The sequence below is a fragment of the Acinetobacter sp. NIPH 2100 genome (genome assembly GCF_000369805.1).
GTDB lineage: Bacteria > Pseudomonadota > Gammaproteobacteria > Pseudomonadales > Moraxellaceae > Acinetobacter.
Genome location: NZ_KB850224.1, coordinates 1149661 through 1171769, shown reverse-complemented (window position 1 = coordinate 1171769; position 22109 = coordinate 1149661). Strand labels below are relative to the sequence as shown.

19 protein-coding genes are annotated in these 22109 nt (G+C 41.5%); 11 read left to right on the top strand and 8 right to left on the bottom strand.

Annotation, left to right across the window (positions count from 1 at the left end):
- The first annotated feature begins 115 nt into the window (after positions 1-115).
- The 3 genes from F887_RS12540 (at position 116) to F887_RS12550 (ending at position 4226) form a co-directional block, all read left to right on the top strand.
- On the top strand, positions 116-631 hold the full coding sequence (locus tag F887_RS12540) for a sigma-70 family RNA polymerase sigma factor (RefSeq protein ID WP_005292578.1): 516 nt from the start codon (positions 116-118) through the stop codon (positions 629-631).
- 23 nt (positions 632-654) lie between these two features.
- Positions 655-1611, top strand: coding sequence for a FecR family protein (locus tag F887_RS12545; protein WP_005292576.1), 957 nt, complete (start codon positions 655-657; stop codon positions 1609-1611).
- Between the two features lie 65 nt (positions 1612-1676).
- Positions 1677-4226: a TonB-dependent siderophore receptor gene (locus tag F887_RS12550; RefSeq protein WP_005292574.1), complete on the top strand. Its 2550-nt coding sequence runs from the start codon at positions 1677-1679 to the stop codon at positions 4224-4226.
- Between the two features lie 85 nt (positions 4227-4311).
- Here F887_RS12550 and F887_RS12555 read toward each other — a convergent pair whose 3' ends face one another.
- The 8 genes from F887_RS12555 to catM form a co-directional block, all read right to left on the bottom strand.
- Complete coding sequence (locus F887_RS12555; protein ID WP_005292572.1) at positions 4312-4647, bottom strand: DUF3325 domain-containing protein; 336 nt, start codon at positions 4645-4647, stop codon at positions 4312-4314.
- Entirely contained in the window at positions 4647-6341 is a 1695-nt protein-coding gene (locus tag F887_RS12560; RefSeq protein ID WP_005292570.1) for a PepSY-associated TM helix domain-containing protein, read from the bottom strand. The genes F887_RS12555 and F887_RS12560 overlap by 1 nt, the downstream gene beginning before the upstream one ends.
- A 4-nt stretch (positions 6342-6345) precedes the next feature.
- Positions 6346-6693 (bottom strand): DUF3649 domain-containing protein, encoded by a 348-nt coding sequence (locus tag F887_RS0117925; RefSeq protein ID WP_032862793.1) that lies wholly within the window; start codon positions 6691-6693, stop codon positions 6346-6348.
- A 59-nt stretch (positions 6694-6752) separates the two neighbouring features.
- A complete protein-coding gene (locus tag F887_RS12565) occupies positions 6753-9587 on the bottom strand; it encodes a TonB-dependent receptor domain-containing protein (RefSeq protein WP_005292566.1) in 2835 nt (944 codons plus the stop codon).
- Positions 9588-9820: 233 nt separating this feature from the next.
- Positions 9821-10597 carry an SDR family oxidoreductase gene (locus tag F887_RS12570; RefSeq protein ID WP_005292563.1) on the bottom strand — a complete coding sequence of 259 codons (777 nt, stop codon included), beginning with the start codon at positions 10595-10597 and terminating at the stop codon, positions 9821-9823.
- A 2-nt stretch (positions 10598-10599) separates the two neighbouring features.
- Complete coding sequence (locus F887_RS12575; protein ID WP_005292560.1) at positions 10600-10986, bottom strand: heme-binding protein; 387 nt, start codon at positions 10984-10986, stop codon at positions 10600-10602.
- Between the two features lie 356 nt (positions 10987-11342).
- Positions 11343-12608 carry an OprD family outer membrane porin gene (locus tag F887_RS12580; protein ID WP_005292559.1) on the bottom strand — a complete coding sequence of 422 codons (1266 nt, stop codon included), beginning with the start codon at positions 12606-12608 and terminating at the stop codon, positions 11343-11345.
- Between the two features lie 332 nt (positions 12609-12940).
- The gene (gene catM, locus F887_RS12585) at positions 12941-13858 is read right to left on the bottom strand and encodes a cis,cis-muconate-binding transcription regulator CatM (RefSeq protein ID WP_005292557.1); all 918 of its coding nucleotides are present in this window, start codon (positions 13856-13858) and stop codon (positions 12941-12943) included.
- A gap of 104 nt (positions 13859-13962) precedes the next feature.
- On the opposite strand from catM, the gene F887_RS12590 reads away from it, so the two are divergent.
- The 8 genes from F887_RS12590 to F887_RS12625 all read left to right on the top strand — a co-directional run bounded on the left by F887_RS12590 (position 13963) and on the right by F887_RS12625 (position 21894).
- Positions 13963-15072 carry a muconate/chloromuconate family cycloisomerase gene (locus F887_RS12590; protein WP_005292555.1) on the top strand — a complete coding sequence of 370 codons (1110 nt, stop codon included), beginning with the start codon at positions 13963-13965 and terminating at the stop codon, positions 15070-15072.
- 14 nt (positions 15073-15086) lie between these two features.
- Positions 15087-15377, top strand: a complete 291-nt coding sequence (gene catC / locus F887_RS12595) for a muconolactone Delta-isomerase (protein WP_005292554.1) — start codon at positions 15087-15089, stop codon at positions 15375-15377.
- Between the two features lie 131 nt (positions 15378-15508).
- Positions 15509-16429 carry a catechol 1,2-dioxygenase gene (catA, locus tag F887_RS12600; RefSeq protein WP_005292553.1) on the top strand — a complete coding sequence of 307 codons (921 nt, stop codon included), beginning with the start codon at positions 15509-15511 and terminating at the stop codon, positions 16427-16429.
- Positions 16430-16542: 113 nt separating this feature from the next.
- Positions 16543-17226 (top strand): 3-oxoacid CoA-transferase subunit A, encoded by a 684-nt coding sequence (locus F887_RS12605; protein ID WP_005292551.1) that lies wholly within the window; start codon positions 16543-16545, stop codon positions 17224-17226.
- A 2-nt stretch (positions 17227-17228) separates the two neighbouring features.
- Positions 17229-17879, top strand: a complete 651-nt coding sequence (locus F887_RS12610) for a 3-oxoacid CoA-transferase subunit B (protein ID WP_005292550.1) — start codon at positions 17229-17231, stop codon at positions 17877-17879.
- 415 nt (positions 17880-18294) lie between these two features.
- Positions 18295-19509 (top strand): 3-oxoadipyl-CoA thiolase, encoded by a 1215-nt coding sequence (pcaF, locus tag F887_RS12615; RefSeq protein WP_005292548.1) that lies wholly within the window; start codon positions 18295-18297, stop codon positions 19507-19509.
- A 10-nt stretch (positions 19510-19519) separates the two neighbouring features.
- Positions 19520-20302, top strand: a complete 783-nt coding sequence (gene pcaD / locus F887_RS12620) for a 3-oxoadipate enol-lactonase (protein WP_005292546.1) — start codon at positions 19520-19522, stop codon at positions 20300-20302.
- Between the two features lie 182 nt (positions 20303-20484).
- Positions 20485-21894, top strand: a complete 1410-nt coding sequence (locus tag F887_RS12625) for an MFS transporter (protein WP_005292544.1) — start codon at positions 20485-20487, stop codon at positions 21892-21894.
- Positions 21895-22109: the final 215 nt, after the last annotated feature.

Below are 22109 nucleotides of genomic sequence, written 5' to 3'. Positions count from 1 at the left end.
AAAAGTATGTATACAATTTTATTGATATTAAGAACAATTATCATTACTATTTGAAAATATTTTTTCCATCCGCCTTTAACTGTGCATCTCCCTGCTCATTTATGGACTCCTTGCTATGCACCTGAACGTAGAAAAACAGTTATGGTTTAGCCACGTTTATCAATCACAACAAAGCTCGCTGTTGTCATGGTTTAAGCACAAGCTACAGCACCACCATCAATCGGAAGATTTGAGTCAGGAAGTGTTCTACCGTGCTTTGAAAAGTGACTATTGCTTTGAAAAGATTAAAGAACCTCAGGCATGGTTAATGGGCATCGCCAAGCATGTAATTATTGATTATTGGCGGCATCAGCATGTAGAACATCTGTATTTAGATGCACTTGCACAGCTTCCAGAAGAATACTATCCATCGGCCGAATACGAAGTCTGTATTCGAGAAACGCTCTATCAAGTCCATTTAATGTTAGAAAAACTACCCCAACGTACTGCACAGGTGTTTTTATTATCGCAATTGGATGGACTAACTTATCGTGCCATTAGTGAAAAACTGGATATTTCTGAAGCAACGGTCAAAAGAGATATGAAACAGGCTTTCTTGGCCTGTATTAGTCTTTATAATCAGACCGATTAATTTGCTGAATTTGCTTTTCTGCCATGTCTCAAGTCTCTAAAATCCCTGATCATGTATTAGATGAAGCCACCGATTGGCTCGTGCTATTGCATTCAGGTGAAATGACCGAGCTGCAACAGCAGCAATTTGAACGTTGGCTGGCAGAAAAAAAAGAACATGCCTTAGCTATTCAACACATCAATAGATTTACACACGGCTTAACAGGATTATCCAACCACTTCCCTTCAGAATCTATAGTGCAGTCCAATCAAAAATTTAATCTGACAGCAAAACGAAATATGCTGTTATGCGTTTCAGGATTGCTGGTTCTCGGCTGCGGAATGTATTTGTTGCCTTGGGCAAAATGGCAATCTGATTATCATACCCAGGTGGGTGAAATTAAAACCGTTTCACTGAAAGATGGTTCAAGCTTGATATTGGCCAGTGATAGTTATATCAACGTGGATTTTTCTGAACAGACCCGACAAATTCAACTGATCGAAGGTGAAATTTATATCCAGACCGCCAAAGATCCACAGCATCGTCCATTTATGGTGAATACCAAAGATGGTGCGATTGAAGCATTAGGTACGCAGTTTACGGTTCGCCAAGAACATCATAATCAGACTCGGGTCAAAGTCTATCAACATGCAGTCGCGCTACAGCCTCAGGATTCTGGGCAGCGTCAGATTTTAAAGCAAGGCCAACGTGCATTTTTCGATACCCAACATATTTCTAAACCACTCCCACTCAATAATGATCGCCCCTATTGGACACAACAATTGCTGGTGGTAGAACAATGGCCTTTACAGAAAGTACTGGATGAATTGTATCGTTATAAAAAAGGGACCTATCTTATCGATACTGAACTGAAAAACATCCCGATTTCTGGGGTATTTTCATTGCAAAATCCTCAACAGAGTCTCGATACACTAGCCTACACCCATCAACTAGAGCTCAACGATTACAGTCCGTACTTATTAAAAATAAAAAAAAGATAAAAATTTGATCCTTTTTTGATCTGATCCGACTTATAGAGAAATACACTCCCACTCGAGAAGACCACATGAAGGATTATCAGGCGAAAAGTACCTTGGCGTTGGCTGTACGCGCAATCTTATGGGGCATGCCACTCAGCGTTGTCAGCATCGCAACAACGTCTGCCTATGCTGCAAATGTTTATCAGATTTCGATTAGCTCAACCACACTTGATCAAGCACTCAAACAGTTAGCGATTCAAACAGGCAGCACCATCAGCTATGATTCGGCCACACTCTCTAAAATAAAAAGTACTGCACTGAAAGGAAATTATTCAGTAGAAACTGCTTTAGACGTTTTGCTCAAACCACATGCATTTGAAGCAGTCAAAGTCGCCAATGCGGGATATAGCATTCAAGCCAAAGCAGCTGTAGCAGCGATTGAACCTAAAGTCGTTAAGTTAGAAGCGATTCGTACCAAAGCAAATGCAACGGCTGAAGCAAATCAAAGTAGCGAAACTGGCGTAGCACAACTAGCGACGATTCATCTGAGTGCAGATAAAGGCAAAAACCTCACCACAGAAGGCTCTGGGTCATATACTGCCAAGGCAACAACCGCCTCAACTGGCTTGGCTTTAACCCTAAAAGAAACACCTCAATTGGTCAGCGTGATTACCAATCAGCAAATGAAAGACCAAAACCTAACGCAACTGACCGATGTCATTTCACAAGCCGCAGGTTTAACCATTAACCAAACGGGAAACATCGGCAGTGATAACTCGCCTGTTTATGCACGCGGTCAAACGGTTGATAACTATTTACTCGATGGCGTAAAGCTTATGAGTTCATATACTGCTATTTTTCAAAGTCAGGATACTGCTTTATTTGACCGTGTTGAAGTGGTACGTGGTGCCAATGGTTTAATGACAGGTGCTGGTTCTGCAAGTGCCAGTATCAATATGGTTCGCAAAAAACCGTTGCAAGATTTCAAAGCCTCTGTGAGTACAAGTGCAGGTTCATGGGATACTTATCGCACCGATATTGATGTTTCCAGCCCCTTAAATGCCTCGGGCAGCGTTCGGGGTCGTACAGTTTTAGCCTATCAAACAGGTGACTCCTATTTAGATCGCTATAGTGAAGAACGAAAAATTGCCTATGGTGTTGTTGAAGCAGACCTCACAGAAAGAACCAAAGCCAGTTTAGGAGTCAGCTATCAAAAAATGGATATTTCAGGTATTGCCCGAGGTGGTTTACCTTCATTTTACACAGATGGCAGTCTAATTGATTGGTCGCGTTCAGACTCGAATGCTGCTGACTGGACCTATTCAGATCGGACCACGACCGCATATTTTGCAGATGTAGAGCACCAATTTAACGACCGCTGGAAACTCAAAGGTACTGCCTCAAGAACAATTACAGCATCGGACGAAGTAGTCGGTTATATCTACTCGAATGGGATTGATAAACAAACCGGGGCAGGCGCTATGATTTATGCCACCCGTTGGGATTATAAACCAACTCAAGATCTATTTAGCTTAACATTGAATGGTTCTTTTGACTTATTTAGCCAAACACATGAAGTCGTTTTAGGTACAACCTACGCTAAAAGTAAAAATAAACGTCCAACCTATTCTGGCTGGAACAATGGTATGGATTGGGAAGGCAAACTAGATAATATCTTTGCATGGGATGGGCATAATCCGACTCGGCCAGCGACCATGATTGATGGTGCTTACAGTGGTGATGATCAGAGCCAATCCGTATTTGGTGCAATACGTCTGAAACTTACTGATCCACTGGCTGTGATTTTAGGCACTCGCGTAGAAAACTGGGAACGCGTTACGCGCAACTTTAATACCACTGATAAGGTCACATCATATAAAAAACAACAAGAAAACGGTGAGGTCATTCCATACTTCGGTATTACTTACGACATAACAGACCAATGGACAGGCTATGCCAGCTATACCACCATTTTCTCTCCACAAGATAAACTAGATATTCATGCAAACTATTTAGAGCCCTTAATCGGGAATAGTACAGAACTTGGGATTAAAGGTGCTTTCTTTGACAATCAGTTAAATATTGGTGCTGCCATTTATCAAACTCAGGAAGATAACAAAGCGGTAGAAGTCATTGATGCAGAAGGTAATAAAGTAAAAATTATCGGTCCAAGTGGCAGTGAAGTACAAGCCTATCGTACCGAATCTGGAACAAAAAGCCGTGGTTTTGAAATCGAAAGTACAGGAAAACTGACAGATCTATGGCAAGTTTCTGCAAGCTTTTCACGTAATCTCTCTCAAGACAACAAGGGCAAAAACTTAAATACCAGCATCCCGAATAATACAGCCAAACTATTTACCACTTATACCCTACCATATCTCGATGAAGCACTAACAATTGGCGGTGGCCTTCGTTGGCAAAGTGAAATTTATCAAGATGGTGGACCAAATGGCGCTCGCTTCACACAAGACAGCTATGCTTTAGTCGACTTAATGGCACGTTATAAAATCAATGAAAACCTGTTGGTGAATTTCAATTTAAATAATCTATTTAATGAAAAATACCACTTGGCGACCACCAATAGCTATTATGGTGCGCCAACCAATTTCCGCGTGGGTTTGAAATATGACTGGTAAAACCAACTAGTCTTATCTTCCATTCACAAATAAAAAGAGGAAACTTTGGTTTCCTCTTTTTATTTAACTACGATGCAGCCAAGTCTTAAATCAAACTCATGATCAACAGCAATACGAATAAAACAGTCACAATCGCATTGGCCTGCAATAGTTTTTTAGGTTGATAAGTTAATAATAACCCGACTGCCAAAGCGGCAAAAGTGATACAACCTAACCATTCTGACAGCCCAACCGAAGCACCTTTAAAGTAAATCGTAACCACCGCTGAAATGAGCAGAATCACCCAGCCTGCAATTTCAAAATATCGACTATTTTTAGCAGAGATTTGAACAGTAAAAATATCGCGCTGATGCTTACTCATTCCACAAGCCAAACTCGACAAGGCCACCACTGCAACACACCACAACATCAATGCTGCCATTATGCTTGCTCCTGTTCCACTTGGACCTTAGGCTGTTTTTTCTGCTTCACAGGCAAACCTTGGTAACGCTTTAATTTGTAGTAAGAATAGATGAAAATCAGACTTAAAATAATACAAACCAAATCAAAACTGGCGATCATCCATTGCCCATGATAGATACTCATCCATAGCGCCTGCCCACCTGTAAGGAAATTCAGAATTGGCATAAACAAAAATAGCACTGCTGCTAAAGCCAGTTGTTCCAACCATGCAGGACGATGAGCTCGAATAGCAGCATGAATTAAGCACACAAGCCACGCGATAAAGAACACATTGATTTCATGCGGAGAACGTTCAGCGAGTTGTGCTGGGATAAAACGATTGGCAATAAAATAGGCTGCACAGGCAATTGGTAATCCCGTAATGGCAGTAACATTCAGAACTTCAACTACACGATGACCAAAAGGCTTATAACCTAACTTTTGTACATCTGGAATGCGTTTTACCACCCATAATATCAAACCAGAAGCCACCATCATGGTGCCCAATATACCCGATAAAAATAGCAACCAACGTAACACCGAATCCACACCATGTGCCATATGCAGCCACGTCACTAAGGTATAAATAGCCTTTGGAGTCGAGTTAACTGGCTTGGCTTCGTCAATCAATTGTCCTGTGACCGCATTAAACTTAACTGAAGGAATACTCTCACGATCAAGTAATGTCGTCGTACGTGTTGCATTGAATTGAACATCAGCTTCAATAGTGTTCGGTTTATTCACTCGAATCGATGCAATTGGATTATCGCCCCAGCCTTGTTGAACTTGTTGACTCAATGCGATCAAGTTCACCATTGGTGCAGCTGCAATCACAGGCGTTTCTTGTTTGGATTCACCACGGCCACCACCTCGATTACCGCGTCCTTCTTCTGCTGCTTCTTTGCGTTTTTGTTCTGCCAACAAGCGTGCCTGTTCAGGTGTTTTAGCAACAGGTTCATTCAGTATTTGATAGAAATTTTGACCATTGCCGTAATGGCTGTTCATCGCCCACGGCATAAACATAAACATCAATAGTAACAAGCCACTAAAGGTAATCATGATATGGAATGGCAAGGCAAATACCGCTGTTGCATTATGCGCATCTAACCATGAACGTTGCCCTTTGGCAGGTCGGAAAGTAAAGAAATCCTTGAAAATCTTTTTATGGGTAATGATGCCGCTGATAATTGCCACAAACATGAATAACGTCGCAACTCCGACAATCCAACGTCCCCAAATACGTGGCATGCCATAGAGTTCAAAATGGAAACGATATAGGAACCCCCCTCCACGCGTTTCACGCGCTTTAATTTCCTGACCCGTTTGTGCATCTAAATAGATTTCACCACCACGGCGACGACCTTCACCAGGCTTACGGACATTCAGCATAATGGCTGGTTGGCGTTCATTGGCAAAACGAATATTCCAGCTTTCAGCGGGTTGGCCCTTTTGACTTAAATACTGTAATGCATAACCTAATTGCTGCTGTTGTGAAGTCGTATTCACAGAATGGTGCAATTCAGGTTTCATCCAAACCGTAATTTCATTTTGGAAAAAACTAAGCGTACCCGTGACAAAAACCGCATAAAGCAGCCATCCTAGGAGTAAGCTGGTCCATGTATGCAACCATGACATGGATTGGCGTGGGCCTTCATTCTTACCATCAACACGCATTACATTACCCTTTTAAAAACCAATACATCACAGTCATTAAGACACTCGGAACAATAACGCCCAACCAAACTTTCAGCGTTGAATTGACCAGAAATACCCAAATGAACACAGCACAATGAATCACGAAAGCCAACATGGTTGCACCAAAAACAGCATTCGCCTTTAAGGGTTCGGCAGAAAACAAAGTTCCCATCAACATTGCCGCTATCGAAGCAAAGTAATAGCCACCAAAAATTGCCAAGATAAAACGTGAAAAAATCATCAATCGATATTTAATCAATGATGATTGTTCCACCTTCTTTTTTGTGACCCTTTTGGCTGATCCCAAAGGCACAGACGCTTCAATATTCATAAAAACACCCAACAAGGTGACGATTATGCAAAATAATCGTCACCACTATTTAAGGAAGATTAGAAAGAAAACTTAAGGTTTAGATAATATTGGCGACCACGAACATCACTATATTTACTCAGATAGGACTGTGTCCCATACATATCAACCGTATAATCGTTGAATAAATTCTGGATACCAAAACTTAGCTCACTTGAACTCTGTTTGATTAACTTACTGGTCGGTAATTTCACTTTGGCAAAAATGTCATGATAGATTTGATCTTCAATCTTTAATTTTTGATCAGCACGACCTGTTTGATTCAAAATTGCAGTCGCATTGACCATGTCATAAGAACCATAATATTGACTTGCCCAACCAAAGCCCCAATTGTCATTGGCCTGTAGATAGATCGATGCATTAGCACGATGTTTTAATGGTGCATCTGATACGGCACCACCAACAAGGCTGACAAAATTCTTTTCTGGATCAATCAGATTATGTTTTTGTCGATATTCGTTGACATGGGTATAGCCCAGATTAAATGTGGTTTCTCCAATCATGCTATCAAAGCGGTAATTTAAATTGGTATCAATCCCACTGGTTTTAAGGTTTAAAGCGTTGAATGGTGTGGTATCAATTGAGACCACATCCCCAGCTTGGTTACGTTTAATGCGGCTGCCATATTTACTTTGATTGTCTAAAATATATTGGGCATCGATCGAACTGATATTATTGGTTTTTTTAATGTTGTAATAATCAACCGATAAACGTAAATTAGGAATAGCTTCAGGCGTTAGTACAATCCCGGCATTAATACTCTTTGAGCTTTCTGGGGTTAGATCAGGATTACCATCAGAAATACGTTCATAAGTGCTAATAATTTTACCCGTTGCTGGATCTGTTAATGTCGCTCCCGTCACTTGGGTCGACGTCGGTTGAGAAATCTGCGAAACCGATGGCGTCACAAAGCCTTCACTATAAGAAGCACGGAACATCAATTGGTCATTCGGTGCAAAGCGGAAACCCACTGTTGGCGTAATTGCATCAAATTTTGATTTACCAGAATCACTATAGTTTAAAAATTTAGAACGATAGCCCGTAGCAGAATCAATTTTACTGTCATATTGTGGAATTTTGGCTTGGACATTAAAATCCTCATAACGTGCAGCCAATTGCACATCCAGTAATTTGGCGAAAGGTAAATTCAGCTCAGGTGAAATCACTGGAATGTTAAATTCCGTGTAAACACTGGATGCATTGCTCTTACGTTCAGTCGGCTTCACCCAAGGATTGTCGACATGTTGATGATCCGCAAAGCCTTCACTTTCATAACGGCGATGCTCGATCCCCGTGGCCAATCGAATATCGCCTGCATACCATTTTGCAATTGGACCCGTGGCTCGAATCGAGAAATCATTTAAGGTCTGCTGTGTATTATTTTTTGGATAGTTCCAGTATTTTGAAATCAGATCGGTTGGTGTCGTGGTGAAATCTTGCAAAAAATCAATTGCATTATTGGCGGTATCTTCGTTCCATGCACTGGCTTTTGGATTCTTGCCACCCTGACGTGTATAACGTTGACGAATATCCGACTTACTCCACGCATAATCTGCCGAGAGTATCCATTCTGGTGTAAGGTCAAAGGTAAAGCCCGTCGCAACTTTCTTCTGAGTGGTTTCAAAGGTGTCCTTGGCAAAGGCACCTAGGCTATCCAAACGCATTGGATAATTCACCAGAATATCCTTGCCAAAAGGATTATGCGGACTATCTTTACTCACTGTTACCACGTTATAACCGTGCGGTGAGGTATTAAATGACCAACCCTCTTCTTTTTCATAGCCCGCCTCAAGAAACACATTCAGTCGGTCGGTAAAATCTCGATTTAAAGACAAACCAAATGCTTCCGTCTTGGTATCGTAAAGCAAGGCTTCTTTGCCTGACCAAGCACTCACCCCATCGGATAAACCTAATGCATAGCCTTGACCCAGTTGACTGGTATTCCCATTCCAACCTTTTGGAATGTGAGCCATAGATGATCCCCAACCTGGCATCAACTCTGAACCATCTTTGCTGCGAATATTGGTCAAATTACCCGCAGGCGGATTGACCTTATCCCCAATAAGACTATTCGGATTGTTCTTCAAAATATTTTGACGTGATTTACTTTTCCAGTCACGTTCACTCGCCAATAAGCTATCTTGATCCTTTTTCGATGCAGTCAACATGACATGAGTACGACCATCTTCTAAAGAAAAGCCCGACACCAAGTTAAAAGCTTTGGCAGGTTGCTGATTATCAACCGTATCGCTATAGCGCACGTTCACTTCCGTGCCGACATAGTCTTTACGTAAAATCACATTGATCACGCCACCAATCGCACCACTTCCATAAATTGCAGCGGCTGATGTTGGTAATACCTCAATCCGCTCAATGGCAGCCAATGGAATATTATTTAAATTCGGTTGATCGGTAGATTCTGATGTGCCACGATTCCCTGTTCCCGCACTACGGCGGCCATTAATCAACACCAATGTTTGGCTGGTTCCAAGTCCACGTAAATTAATTTGACTCGATGTACCAGAGAAATAACTCGAGTTATTGGTCGACGTTGCCATTGGCAATACTTTAGACAATAACTCCGTCACTGTGGTTGTACCTGAACGCTCAATCTCATCGCGCTCAATCATGGTATAGGCTTGTACATCATCTTCAGTACGGGGAATATCCATATTGCCCGATTTATATGCGACCTCTGCTTTGCTTGCTGTTACAGCAATAGTCGGCAGCGTCGAGGCTTTATCGGTATTGTCTTGTGCAAAGAGCTGTGGAGAAGCCAACACCAATAAAACAGAAGTACACAATGTTGTTCTAATAAATTTTGATGATTTGGGAGTTAAATTGTGTTCTGACATGTAAGAACCTTAATTCATTATTAAAAATTTCGTGAATAATACACAAAAGCAACAAAAATAACAATAATAATGAGAATTATTATCAATACATATTTTTATAGATCTAAATGAATATTCTGTGTTAACAATGAATGAACGGGTTCAATGTAAGTCGTGATTATTAAAATAAAAAAAGCTTGCAAGCATACTCAATCTTGCAAGCCTTAATTTTGCGCCTTTAATTATTATTTTTATTACTGGTCAGACTTCATATCCCATAAGTTTTTCTGATAATCCTTAGCAAAATCAACAAACTCTTTAGGGAAAATATTTCTGAAATTTGAATGTGGATCAACAATCACATCTACCATATCTTTCACATGTACATCGGCTGGTGACTGTTCGATCGGGAATGATAAATTACTATGATCGAAAATATTCTTTTCAGGTTCATACCATTCGCGTGAAGCTTCGATTAATCGGTCGTTAAACCCCGTTAAATATGGTCCTGGATTGATCGTCGCAATACTAATTCCAAAAGGAATCATTTCCATTCTTAAGGATTCAGCAGTTGCTTCTAAGGCATGTTTTGACGCACAGTACGCACCATTTTGCTCAGCAGTGATTAATCCTGCGATCGACGAAATGAAAACAACTCGTCCAGATTTACGTTTATGGAAAATATGTAAGAATGCTTGTGTTAAAGCGATTGTCGCAAAAAAGTTGACTTCAAATTGCTGTCTCAACACACGCAATGGGATATCAACAATCGCCCCACCCTGACCTATTCCTGCATTGTTGACTAAGATATCAATATCTAATTTGGTCGCGTATTCACGATCAAACTCGTTAGTGATATCAAGTTTGAAAATATTAATTTGTACATTTTGCTTTTTTGCTTCTTCTTGCAGTGAAGTAATTTGATTGGTTACTTCAACACCCGCATTAACAATATAACCGCGTTTTGCCAGCTCCAAACTGAATAATTTACCAAAACCACTTCCAGCGCCAGTCACTAATACTTTTTGCATTTTTACACCTTTCTCACTAAGAGTTGTCCAAGTTGTTCTGCTATTTCTTTGTCTTTAAGAGGAGCAGTAGATGAAACACCGAGGTATTGTTTTTTACCTGATGGATTGGCAACCACCTTTCCACCATCAATAAAACAATAATTTTGATCAAATAGAGCGACTTGCCCTAAGCCCTTAATTGAGGCATAAACCTCATGATTATCTGCTTGGAATAAATAGGAGGTTTTTGCCTTAAGCTGACTAAATTCAGTACTAAGCGGAATTGCAGGCCCAATTTTTATGAAAAAGATTTGCTCTCCCTTATCATCAAGTAATGAGACACAAAGTCCGACATCTTGTATTACTGCGATTTCTTCAATTTTTTCTATAAAATCTTTAATATTTTTCATTATTTTACCTACATTAAATATTAAGGATAACTTAATTTATAGTTTAATTTTACATGTAAATTTAAGAATAAATAGGTATAACTTTATACTATTTAAGTATGCTTTCTGTGAGTGAGAAAATTTTAAATAAGACTATTGCAATCAAAAAAAATCATAAGACATTGTTTTATATTAATTATAATATTTTACGTTTTAAAATTATTTTTCCAAATTTAGTTTTACTGTGATTATTCAGTTTTGTATTTGCACAACGATAGATGATGCTGTTGCTAAAGCTTATTTTTAAAGGTTGAATCATCAAAAAAGCATCACCAGCTTTGGCTGGGATGCTCATATAAAGATATCGAAAAAATGGATTAAAACTTAAAGGTGTACATGGTCATGATACGATTTTCAACGTAATCAGTTCCCGGATTATTGCCAGCACCATATTCAATATTGGCACGGATATGACGCCATTCAAATCCTAAACCTTTGAGCTTCCCTTCTGGAACCACATAATTAACAATGACATCCGTCTCGGTTTCCTTATTGTCTTTTAAACCTGGACGATAGATTTCACTACCATTCAAATAACGTAAGGTCAACTTCAACCCTGGCACACCAGCATTGGTAAAATCATAGCTATATAAAGCATGCCAAGTGAATTCTCTAGCTTTATAGAATGCTAATGCAGACCAGCTTTGCAAATAAAGCTGAGGAACATAGCCATTTAACAGCGGAATATTATGATCCCCTGTCTGTTTCTGTATTCCAGCTACAACGGTATGCGGTCCATTTTGCGCACTTACTTGTAAGCCTAAAGATTTGGCATTGATATCGCCAAAATAGGCATCGCCATCTTCTTTATAGTTAAAGTAACGTGCATCCACTTTAACTTTGGTTTTATCAATTTGCTCGGCATAACTGGCGCCAACATAGTGTTGTTGATAGATATCTTCTAATTGACCAAACCAATATGCTGTCGAAAATTTAGGCGTCATGGCGTAGTCAAGCCCAATAAAATTCAGACCATCACTGTTCTTACTTGGATCAGTCGATGCACCTAATGTTATTTTTTCATATTCATCATTATCGCGTGCATTGACGTGGGTAAAACGTCCAGCAGATACTTTTAAATTCTTAATATCTTTGTTTTCTAACATTGCACCTGCATATGTGGTGACCAATTGTCGAGAATCATCAATAAATAAGACTGGTGTTTTTGGAAAAAGCTCACCGACTTTAAGCTCTGTATTTTGATATTTCAGTTTGAGCGTTGCGCCCAGTTTTAAATAATCACGCTCTTGCCGACCTGCCTGCGTATCATATTTAAAAGCGGTATCAAGACGTTCGTCATAGCGGTCCGTCAACCGCAGCGCATATTGAAAACCTAAATCTAACCCAACCTGCACTGGTGTATCGGTATATCCTGATTCAAAGCGTCCGGTAAAGCCTTGCGACCAACTGCCTAGATCTTTATCGGTATTTTCATAGTCACGTTCAACATAAAAGTTACGTAAATACAAGCTTTTTTGGCTATCTTCCAAGAAATCAGCATAAGCAGCATTCACATTTAAGCAGCCAAAAATTGTATAAAAAGCAACCCGCTGCGCCTTATAAAGCGTATTTGGTTTTAACATGGGAAATCCTTTCCGAAGTTTTGAAATTATTGTTGGTGCAATTGATGAGTTGATACCGAACCCATTGGAAAGACCAATCTTTCATGCCTCTTTAAAAATATGATCAAGTTCATCTGGGTATATTTAAAGATAATGATTGGTCACAATTCATTATTTGAATTATTAATGTAATTTTCCATAGATAATGAAGTATATAGTTATACCTTTTAGGTCTGCTTTTATTTTTTAGTGATTATGAGGATTGGAAATAAAGCGGTACCTAGACCGCTTTTAAAGCTACGATGAATAGAACTTAAATGTTTGAGCGTTTTACCTTTAAGGCTTAAGAAAGCTTAATCGCCGTCTAGTTGGATTGGAATTCCTTCCTCTTCAAAGACCTGTTTAATACACTCTAAAATCTGCGGCAGATAAGGACTTTGATCCATATTGCGAACGGCCAAGGAAATCGGACTATAAGCCTCTAAATCCAGAATCGGAATATACACCAGATTTTTCATCCCGATATCACTGGCACTCTCTGGAATGATACAGATCCCTTCTCCAGATGAAACCAAGCCCAAAGCCATATGAATCTCTCGGACTTCTACCATATCTTTCGGAACGAGCCCCAACTCAGTAAAAATAGACTGAATCAAAGTCGAAAAATTCGGCTTTTGCGTCGCAGGATAAGAAAAAATTGGTTCATTGATAATTTGGGATAGATAAATCCCTTTGTCCATATAGCGCGTTAAATGATGGTTTTTATGAATCGCTAATTTCAATTTTTCTTTACGCAATAAAATCCGCTTTATTGAGGGGTCACTAATTCTTAAACGACCAAACCCCAAATCTATTTTTCCGAGCTTCAATGCTTCAATTTGATCTTTGGTTCCATATTCAAGTAATTCCACCTGAATATCGGGATGATTTTGGCGGAATAAATAAATCACTTGGGGTAATAATGCATACAGTAATGAGCTGACATAACCAATTCGAACGATGGTGTTGACTGAGCTAATCCGTTTCGCCATCGAAGCCGCTTGTGCAGTATGAGTCAAAATTTGCACAGCATGCTGATAAAAGAACTGTCCGGCCTCAGTGGTTTTCACGGGACGTGAGCCTCGCTCAAACAATAAAATGCCCAATTCTTCTTCCAGTTTCTGTATTTGACGACTCAAAGGTGGCTGAGCAATACATAACTTTTCTGCAGCTTTGGTAATACTCTGTTCTTCTACCACCGTCACAAAATAACGAAGATGTCTTAATTCCATTTAATATACCTTTTAAGTATCTAAAAATACCAAATTCTGCCTAGTTCTAAATATTACATTAATTTAGGGTATGTAAATAGGTGAAAACTGAAGAAAGATGAAAGATGTATAAATCCATAGAAACCCTGCTGGTCGAGATCCCGACCATCCGCCCACATAAGATGGCCGTCGCAACCATGCAAACCCAAACCTTGGTACTGATCAAAGTCACCACAGAGGATGGTTTTGTTGGTTGGGGCGAAGCAACGACGATTGGTGGTTTAGGTTATGGTGAAGAAAGTCCTGAAAGCGTCAAAACCAATATAGAGCATTACTTTTCGCCATTGTTAAAAACTTTGGACAGTTTTAATGTGGCACAAACGCTACAGCAGATTCACCGATGCATCAATGGCAACCGTTTCGCCAAATGTGCCATACAGACAGCTTTACTCGATATTCAAGCACAGCGTTTAGGTTTGCCATTGAGTGAGGTTTTAGGTGGGCGCTTACGCGATAGCGTGCCTGTACTTTGGGTTCTTGCTTCAGGCAACACCGAAAAAGATATTGCTGAAGCACAGAAAATGATTGCGTTGAAACGTCACAATGTCTTCAAGCTGAAAATCGGTTCGCGTCCAGTTGAACAAGATGTAGAACATGTTTTAGCCATCAAAAAAGCATTGGGTAGTGAAATTTCAATTCGTGTAGATGTGAACCGTGCTTGGTCTGAACTCACTGCCATTAAAGGGATTCAGATGCTGCAAGATGGTGGCGTTGATTTGATTGAGCAGCCTTGTGCAATTCAAAATACAGATGCCATGCAACGTCTTACCCGTAAGTTTGATATTGCAATCATGGCGGATGAATCATTAGCTGGTCCACAAAGTGCCTATGAATTGGCAAAGTCAAATGCCGCTTCAGTCTTTGCGGTAAAAATTGCACAATCAGGTGGCCTAATTGAAGCATGTGAAGTTGCAAAAATTGCCAACCTCGCGGGTATAGACCTCTACGGTGGCACCATGCTTGAAGGCCCTGTTGGAACAATTGCCTCTGCACATGCATTCTCGACATTTAGTAATTTAGCAGCGGGAACTGAACTGTTCGGTCCTCTACTGCTCACGGAAGAAATTTTAAAAACACCACTTCAATATGGCAATTTTGAACTCAAAATTCCAACTGGTCCAGGTCTCGGTATTGAGTTGGATGAAGACAAAATCGACAACCTGCGTCGTCAATAATTCAAGGAGTTGACATGCTTTTCCACGTACGAATGGATGTAAACATCCCTCTGGATATGCCAGTTGAAAAAGCCAATGAAATTAAAGCTGTTGAAAAGGCATATTCACAGGACTTACAGCGTCAAGGCAAATGGCGTCATATCTGGCGCATCACGGGTCAATACTCAAACATCAGTATTTTTGATGTAGAAAGTAATGAGGAACTGCACAATATTTTACAGGGGTTACCTTTATATCCTTACATGAATATTGAAGTGATGCCCCTGAACCGCCACCCCTCTGCCATCCGTGAAGACGATAGCTAAGCAGCCATCATCGACCAAGCTAGATCAGTTAAACACACAGAAATTAAACAAGGAATGTGGCAAGCCAAAGAACCAGCTAAAGCGCAAGTTCGCAAGCCACCAAAAAACGATCATACTTCAGGAGAATACGTATGAACCGCCAAGAAATTAACACTCTCGTAAAACAAATGAATGTTGACACAGCAACGGGTGAAGTAAACCCACGTGTACAACAAATCGTCGTACGTCTTGTTGAAGATCTTTTCCAGGCAATTGAAGATCTAGATATTTCTCAAAGCGAGCTATGGAAAGGTTTGGAATATCTTACCGATGCGGGTCAGGCCAATGAGCTTGGGTTATTGGCGGCTGGTCTCGGCTTGGAACACTATCTAGATTTGCGTGCAGATGAAGCAGATGCTAAAGCTGGGATCACTGGTGGTACGCCACGTACTATTGAGGGCCCACTTTACGTTGCAGGCGCACCAGAATCTGTCGGTTTTGCGCGTATGGATGATGGGACTGAGTCAGACAAAGTAGATACGCTGTTTATTGAAGGGATTGTTACTGACCAGAATGGCAATATTATCGAAGGTGCCAAAGTCGAAGTTTGGCATGCCAACAGCTTAGGCAATTATTCCTTCTTTGATAAATCACAATCAGACTTTAACTTACGTCGTACCATCTTGTCTGATGCAAATGGTCAATATATTGCACAAACCACGATGCCTGTCGGCTACGGCTGTCCTCCAGAAGGAACCACACAAGCCCTACTCAATCAGTTGGGTCGTCATGGTAACCGTCCTTCTCATGTACATTACTTCGTATCTGCACCAGGCTACCGCAAACTAACCACACAATTCAATATTGAAGGTGATCAATACCTCTGGGATGACTTTGCATTTGCAACACGTGAAGGTCTTGTCGCAACAGCAGTAGATGTCACTGATGCAACTGAAATTGCACGTCGCGGTGTCGATAAACCATTCAAGCACATTACTTTTAATGTTGAATTGGTCAAAGAAACAGCGGGTGCGCCAAGCTCAGAAGTTGAACGTCGTCGCGTTGGTGCTTAAAACCAAAGATTTACTGTGAGCTATTTGTTAGCTCACAGTTTTTAAATTTCTATGCATACCCAGCAAAAGAGGCATGTATAGAAATTTAAAAACATGGATAAAAGGTTGGCCTTATGATTGATAAAAGCACGCTCTCATTAACCGAGGCGCTATCACAAATCAAAGATGGAGCAACCATCATGATTGGTGGTTTCGGCACCGCAGGACAACCCGCAGAACTTATTGATGGATTGATTGAACTCGGTATCAAAGATTTGGTCATCGTTAATAATAATGCTGGCAATGGTGATTATGGCTTGGCCAAACTGCTTAAAACAGGTGCGGTACGTAAAATCATTTGTTCCTTCCCACGTCAATCAGACTCTTGGGTCTTCGATGAACTCTACCATGCTGGCAAGATTGAACTGGAACTAGTGCCACAAGGCAATCTTGCTTGCCGTATTCAAGCCGCAGGCATGGGCTTAGGTGCAGTCTTTACCCCAACAGGTTTCGGTACACTTTTGGCAGAAGGCAAGGAAACCCGCCAGATTGATGGGAAAGACTATGTGCTTGAATATCCGATCAAAGCTGACTTTGCTTTAATCAAAGCACACAAAGGCGATCGTTGGGGTAATCTGGTCTATAACAAATCTGCTCGTAACTTTGGCCCCATCATGGCGATGGCAGCGGATGTCACCATTGCCCAAGTCTCTGAACTGGCTGAACTCGGTCAGCTTGATCCTGAACACATCATTACCCCAGGGATTTTTGTCCAGCAAGTGGTCGCTGTTGATGCTGCCAATGGCACAGGAGAATAAGCATGAGCTATCAAAAATTAAGCCGTGACCAGATTGCTGAGCGTGTCGCACAAGATATTCCCGATGGCGCCTATGTCAATCTCGGCATTGGCTTGCCAACCAAGATTTCCAATTATCTTCCTGCTGATAAAGATGTATTCCTGCATTCGGAGAATGGCTTACTGGCATTTGGCCCACCACCTACCAAAGGTGAAGAGGATCCTGAACTGATTAATGCAGGCAAAGAATACGTCACCATGCTGACGGGTGGTAGTTTTTTTCATCATGGTGATTCCTTTGCCATGATGCGCGGTGGGCATTTGGATATTGCAGTACTCGGTGCTTTCCAAGTGGCAGCCAATGGTGATCTAGCCAACTGGCATACTGGTGCAGCAGATGCGATTCCTGCGGTAGGCGGTGCCATGGATCTGGCTGTGGGTGCCAAGAAAGTATTTATCACCACAGATCACACCACCAAGCAAGGTGAACCGAAGATTGTTGAAACGCTTTCATATCCAGCAACAGGCTTGAAATGTGTTGATCGGATTTATACCGACCTGTGTGTGATTGATGTGACTCAAGACGGTTTAAAAGTGATTGAGAAAGTGGATGGTCTGAGCTTTGAGGAGTTGCAGGCGTTGACGGGTGCTCAATTGATTGATGCGACGATTTAGCACAGTAAGATTTTTTATCATCAGGTACTACCGTGACAGGCGACATGGATGTCGCCCGTTGGAAAGGGAGGCAAGGAAGCCTCCTCTGTTCAACAAAGGTTTTTGGTTACTTTTTTAAAAAAGTGACGAAAACGAGCTGTTGGTATGGGATTAAGCACATTAAGACTCCGTCATGGCTAGCTCTTATTAATTAATGACCAGTGCTACTACCGTCACTGCCTGTAAATGAAAGTGATTTTCGGAAACCGTTTGTATAGGCGATACCTTACTTTTGAAAGGTCAAAAGTAACAAAAACCTTTGTTACTCAGACACAACCTCCTTGTTGTGCTGAGTAACACGGCGACATCCATGTCGCCATCGCGAAATACCGATGGAGAATGGCTGAAAGGCCCGAAGTAAAGGACAGAATTTAAAATGAAAAACGCTTATATCATCGATGCCATCCGTACCCCATTTGGCCGTTATGCCGGCGGTCTTGCGCCAGTACGTGCTGATGACCTCGGAGCCATTCCCATTCAGGCCCTAATGCAACGCAATCCAAGTGTGGATTGGCAGCAAGTGGATGATGTGATCTATGGCTGTGCCAATCAGGCAGGTGAAGACAACCGTAACATCGGACGTATGTCCGCGTTATTGGCCGGCTTACCTTATCAAGTGCCAGCAACCACAGTAAACCGTTTGTGTGGTTCATCACTGGATGCCATTGCTATGGCTGCGCGTGCCATTAAAGCCAATGAAGCTGACCTGATTATTGCAGGTGGTGTGGAGAGCATGAGCCGTGCCCCTTATGTGATGGGTAAATCGGACAGTGCCTTTGGACGTAGCCAAAAGATTGAAGACACCACCATGGGCTGGCGTTTTATCAATCCGAAACTCAAAGAACTGTATGGCGTGGACAGCATGCCACAAACCGCGGAAAACGTGGCAGAACAATTCAATATCAACCGTGCCGATCAAGATCAGTTTGCCTTAAACAGCCAGCAACGTACTGCCACTGCACAAGCCAAGGGCTTCTTCGCGAACGAAATCGTGCCTGTGACGATTCCACAGCGTAAGGGCGATGCCATTATGGTGGAGAGCGATGAGCATCCACGTGCATCGACCACATTAGAAGCATTAACCAAACTTAAAGGTGTGGTGAAAGCAGAAGGCACGGTGACAGCAGGTAATGCCTCTGGGATCAACGATGGTGCCGCTGCCTTGCTCATTGCTTCGGATGAAGCGGTGGAAAAATATCAACTCAAACCACGTGCCAAAATCATTGCAGCCACCACAGTGGGTGTTGAACCCCGCATTATGGGTTTTGCACCTGCGCCTGCAATCAAGAAATTACTTAAGCAAGCCAATCTCTCTTTAGCGCAGATGGATGTGATTGAGTTAAACGAAGCTTTTGCAGCACAAGCCCTAGCTGTGACCCGTGATTTAGGCTTGGTGGATGACGATGCACGCGTCAATCCGAATGGTGGTGCAATTGCCTTGGGTCATCCACTCGGTGCTTCAGGTGCACGTTTAGTGACCACAGCCTTAAACCAGCTTGAGCAGATCAAAGGTGAATATGCCTTGTGTTCGATGTGTATTGGTGTCGGTCAAGGGATTGCTCTGATTATTCAACGTGTTGATCAAAATTAAGGAATAGCGAATGTCAGTTTTTCAATCTGCCGATGCACAGATCAATTATCAAACTTTTGGTGATTCCTCTTCCCCTGCTCTGGTATTTTCCAACTCTTTAGGTACCAACTATGGAATGTGGCAGAAGCAGGCCAATTATTTTAAACAACATTTTTATGTGATTTGTTATGACACTCGTGGTCATGGTTCATCATCAACCCCAACAGGCCCCTATACGCTCAAACAACTGGGTGAAGATGTCGTCCGCTTACTTGATCATCTAGATATTGATAAGGCAATTTTTTGCGGCATTTCCATGGGAGGTTTGACTGGACAATGGCTGGCAATTCATTACCCGCAACGATTTAGCCACGTCATAGTCGCCAATACTGCGGCAAAAATTGGTCAAGAACAGGCATGGCTGGATCGTGCAACATTAGTCCGTGAACAAGGTTTACAGTCCATCGCAGCCACTGCCGCATCGCGATGGTTTACAGATCCCTTTATCCAAAGCCAAACGGCGATTGTAAATAATCTATGTAACGACTTAAGTGCTGGCAGCGCTATAGGCTATGCCAATTGTTGTGAAGCTTTGGCTAAGGCGGATGTTCGTGATCAGCTTTTCGAAATCCCCATCCCGGTTTTAATTATTGCAGGCACACAAGACCCTGTGACCACAGTGGCAGATGGGCAATTTATGCAACAGCAGATTCCAAATGCTCAGCTGGTCGAAATCAATGCATCACATATTTCAAATATTGAACAGGTAGATGCCTTTAACCAAGCATTATTCAGCTTTATTAACAAAACCTAAGTCAAAACAAAGCGCTGCTGCATGAGCAGCGCAATAATCCGATAGAAATAGAAAACAGATCAACCCTGTCCAATACAGTTTGGGCTTAACACTTGGATATCTATATTTGATTTTTTAAATGGATTTAGCGCCTATTGAATCTTTGATCGAAGTTCAGTGGCTCGCTGCATAAGGATGATGCAATGCATATCAACCCAGCTCAGAATAATACAGTTTCAAACCCGTTATTTACGCCTAAAAATATGAAACGGGCATGGTTAATTACAGCACTTTTAGTATTGTTTCAAATGATTAATTTTGCTGATAAAGCAGTCTTAGGCCTTGTTGCCGAACCAGTCATGGCGGAATTAGGACTCACGGCGACCCAATTTGGTTTTATTGGCAGTGCCTTTTTCTTCTTGTTTGCAATCTCTGGGATTGCCGTTGGCTTTATTGCAGAAAAAGTTCAAACACGCTGGTTACTTTTAATCATGGGTTTGAGTTGGGCACTGTTACAGTTTCCTATGCTTTTAGGCAGCGGTCTCACCACATTATTGGTGACACGTATTGTACTCGGTGCAGCAGAAGGCCCTGCTTCATCAATATCATTAACCCATGTCCAAGGTTGGTTTGAACCCAGCGCTCGGGGTTTTCCAAGTAGCCTTGTTGCTTCAGGAACAATGCTTGGACCGATTATTGCAGCACCCATTTTGGCTTACATCATTGCCCATCCGAATTGGGGCTGGCGTTGGGCCTTTGGTTTTCTCGGTGTTGTAGGGATCATCTGGAGTCTGTTATGGCTCTGTATCTGCAAAGAAGGTCCTTATAGTCATTTTCATAAAGTTCAAGACTCAGCGACTCCTCCTGTTCCCGCAACCAAAGAGGTTGAGCGCAACAGTCAAAGTATTATCTCTTTTGTTGATCATTTAAAACCTGTCCCTATTTTCAAGATTTTTTTCTCGCAAATGTTTATCTCCGCTTTTCTGGCTGGCTTAGGTTGTTTTTGGTCTTTAGGCTTTCTAACCACATGGGCCGTTAAATATATTGCATCGAGTCACCAATTCTCTCCTGAAATGATTGCTTTTATTTCCAGTTTTCCTTGGATTCTAGGCGCGATTACCTTGGCAATCGCAGGCTATATTTCTAAAGTGCTGTTGCAACAAGGGCGAAGTGTTCATGTCGCTTTTGGCGTGGTCTTTGGCTTACTTTTATTATTTTCAGGTTTTGCCTTTTATCTGCTGCCCCTTTCAACTGGAAACCTCAATCTACTCCTCATCACAGTTGCAGCTGGATTTTCCATGTGTTTTCCGTTGGCGACAATGACGGTCAGTTATAGCGTTTGCCCTCAACAACGTGCCGCCGTTATGGCAACCTTAGTCGCAACAGCATCTATTGGTGGAATGATTTCTCCAACAATGGTGGGATATTTGATGGATCACGCAGGTTATATCAGCCCAGCCAAAGGTGTCCCACTCACAGCACAAATGCTAGAAAACCTGACTACAGGAATGAACCAAGGTTTTCATTATATTGGTCTCTATTTGGTGGTCGTTGGTCTAATCAATATTTTCTTTCTCAATCCAGACCGTTTGGCTAAAAAGTTGATGCGCTAACCTTTCTCTAAGCAAAAATCATCTGAGTGACTCGAACACACTCAGATGATTTTTGCCTTGAGTCTTTCCTTCAAGATATTTCGATAAATCGATAAAAGCTTTGTTTCATAAAGTATAAAGATATACCTGTAAAGCAATGGAAAATTACATAGATAAATCATCATAATTTCATTTAATGAACAAGGCATGTTCATACGTGAATCATTTCAGCATCA

Bases quoted from the DNA above. Each gene is read 5' to 3' on its own strand.
- F887_RS12540 (WP_005292578.1), top strand. From the start codon at position 116: ATGCACCTGAACGTAGAAAAACAGTTATGGTTTAGCCACGTTTATCAA.
- F887_RS12545 (WP_005292576.1), top strand. From the start codon at position 655: ATGTCTCAAGTCTCTAAAATCCCTGATCATGTATTAGATGAAGCCACC.
- F887_RS12550 (WP_005292574.1), top strand. From the start codon at position 1,677: ATGAAGGATTATCAGGCGAAAAGTACCTTGGCGTTGGCTGTACGCGCA.
- F887_RS12555 (WP_005292572.1), bottom strand. From the start codon at position 4,647: ATGGCAGCATTGATGTTGTGGTGTGTTGCAGTGGTGGCCTTGTCGAGT.
- F887_RS12560 (WP_005292570.1), bottom strand. From the start codon at position 6,341: ATGCGTGTTGATGGTAAGAATGAAGGCCCACGCCAATCCATGTCATGG.
- F887_RS0117925 (WP_032862793.1), bottom strand. From the start codon at position 6,693: ATGAATATTGAAGCGTCTGTGCCTTTGGGATCAGCCAAAAGGGTCACA.
- F887_RS12565 (WP_005292566.1), bottom strand. From the start codon at position 9,587: ATGTCAGAACACAATTTAACTCCCAAATCATCAAAATTTATTAGAACA.
- F887_RS12570 (WP_005292563.1), bottom strand. From the start codon at position 10,597: ATGCAAAAAGTATTAGTGACTGGCGCTGGAAGTGGTTTTGGTAAATTA.
- F887_RS12575 (WP_005292560.1), bottom strand. From the start codon at position 10,986: ATGAAAAATATTAAAGATTTTATAGAAAAAATTGAAGAAATCGCAGTA.
- F887_RS12580 (WP_005292559.1), bottom strand. From the start codon at position 12,608: ATGTTAAAACCAAATACGCTTTATAAGGCGCAGCGGGTTGCTTTTTAT.
- catM (WP_005292557.1), bottom strand. From the start codon at position 13,858: ATGGAATTAAGACATCTTCGTTATTTTGTGACGGTGGTAGAAGAACAG.
- F887_RS12590 (WP_005292555.1), top strand. From the start codon at position 13,963: ATGTATAAATCCATAGAAACCCTGCTGGTCGAGATCCCGACCATCCGC.
- catC (WP_005292554.1), top strand. From the start codon at position 15,087: ATGCTTTTCCACGTACGAATGGATGTAAACATCCCTCTGGATATGCCA.
- catA (WP_005292553.1), top strand. From the start codon at position 15,509: ATGAACCGCCAAGAAATTAACACTCTCGTAAAACAAATGAATGTTGAC.
- F887_RS12605 (WP_005292551.1), top strand. From the start codon at position 16,543: ATGATTGATAAAAGCACGCTCTCATTAACCGAGGCGCTATCACAAATC.
- F887_RS12610 (WP_005292550.1), top strand. From the start codon at position 17,229: ATGAGCTATCAAAAATTAAGCCGTGACCAGATTGCTGAGCGTGTCGCA.
- pcaF (WP_005292548.1), top strand. From the start codon at position 18,295: ATGAAAAACGCTTATATCATCGATGCCATCCGTACCCCATTTGGCCGT.
- pcaD (WP_005292546.1), top strand. From the start codon at position 19,520: ATGTCAGTTTTTCAATCTGCCGATGCACAGATCAATTATCAAACTTTT.
- F887_RS12625 (WP_005292544.1), top strand. From the start codon at position 20,485: ATGCATATCAACCCAGCTCAGAATAATACAGTTTCAAACCCGTTATTT.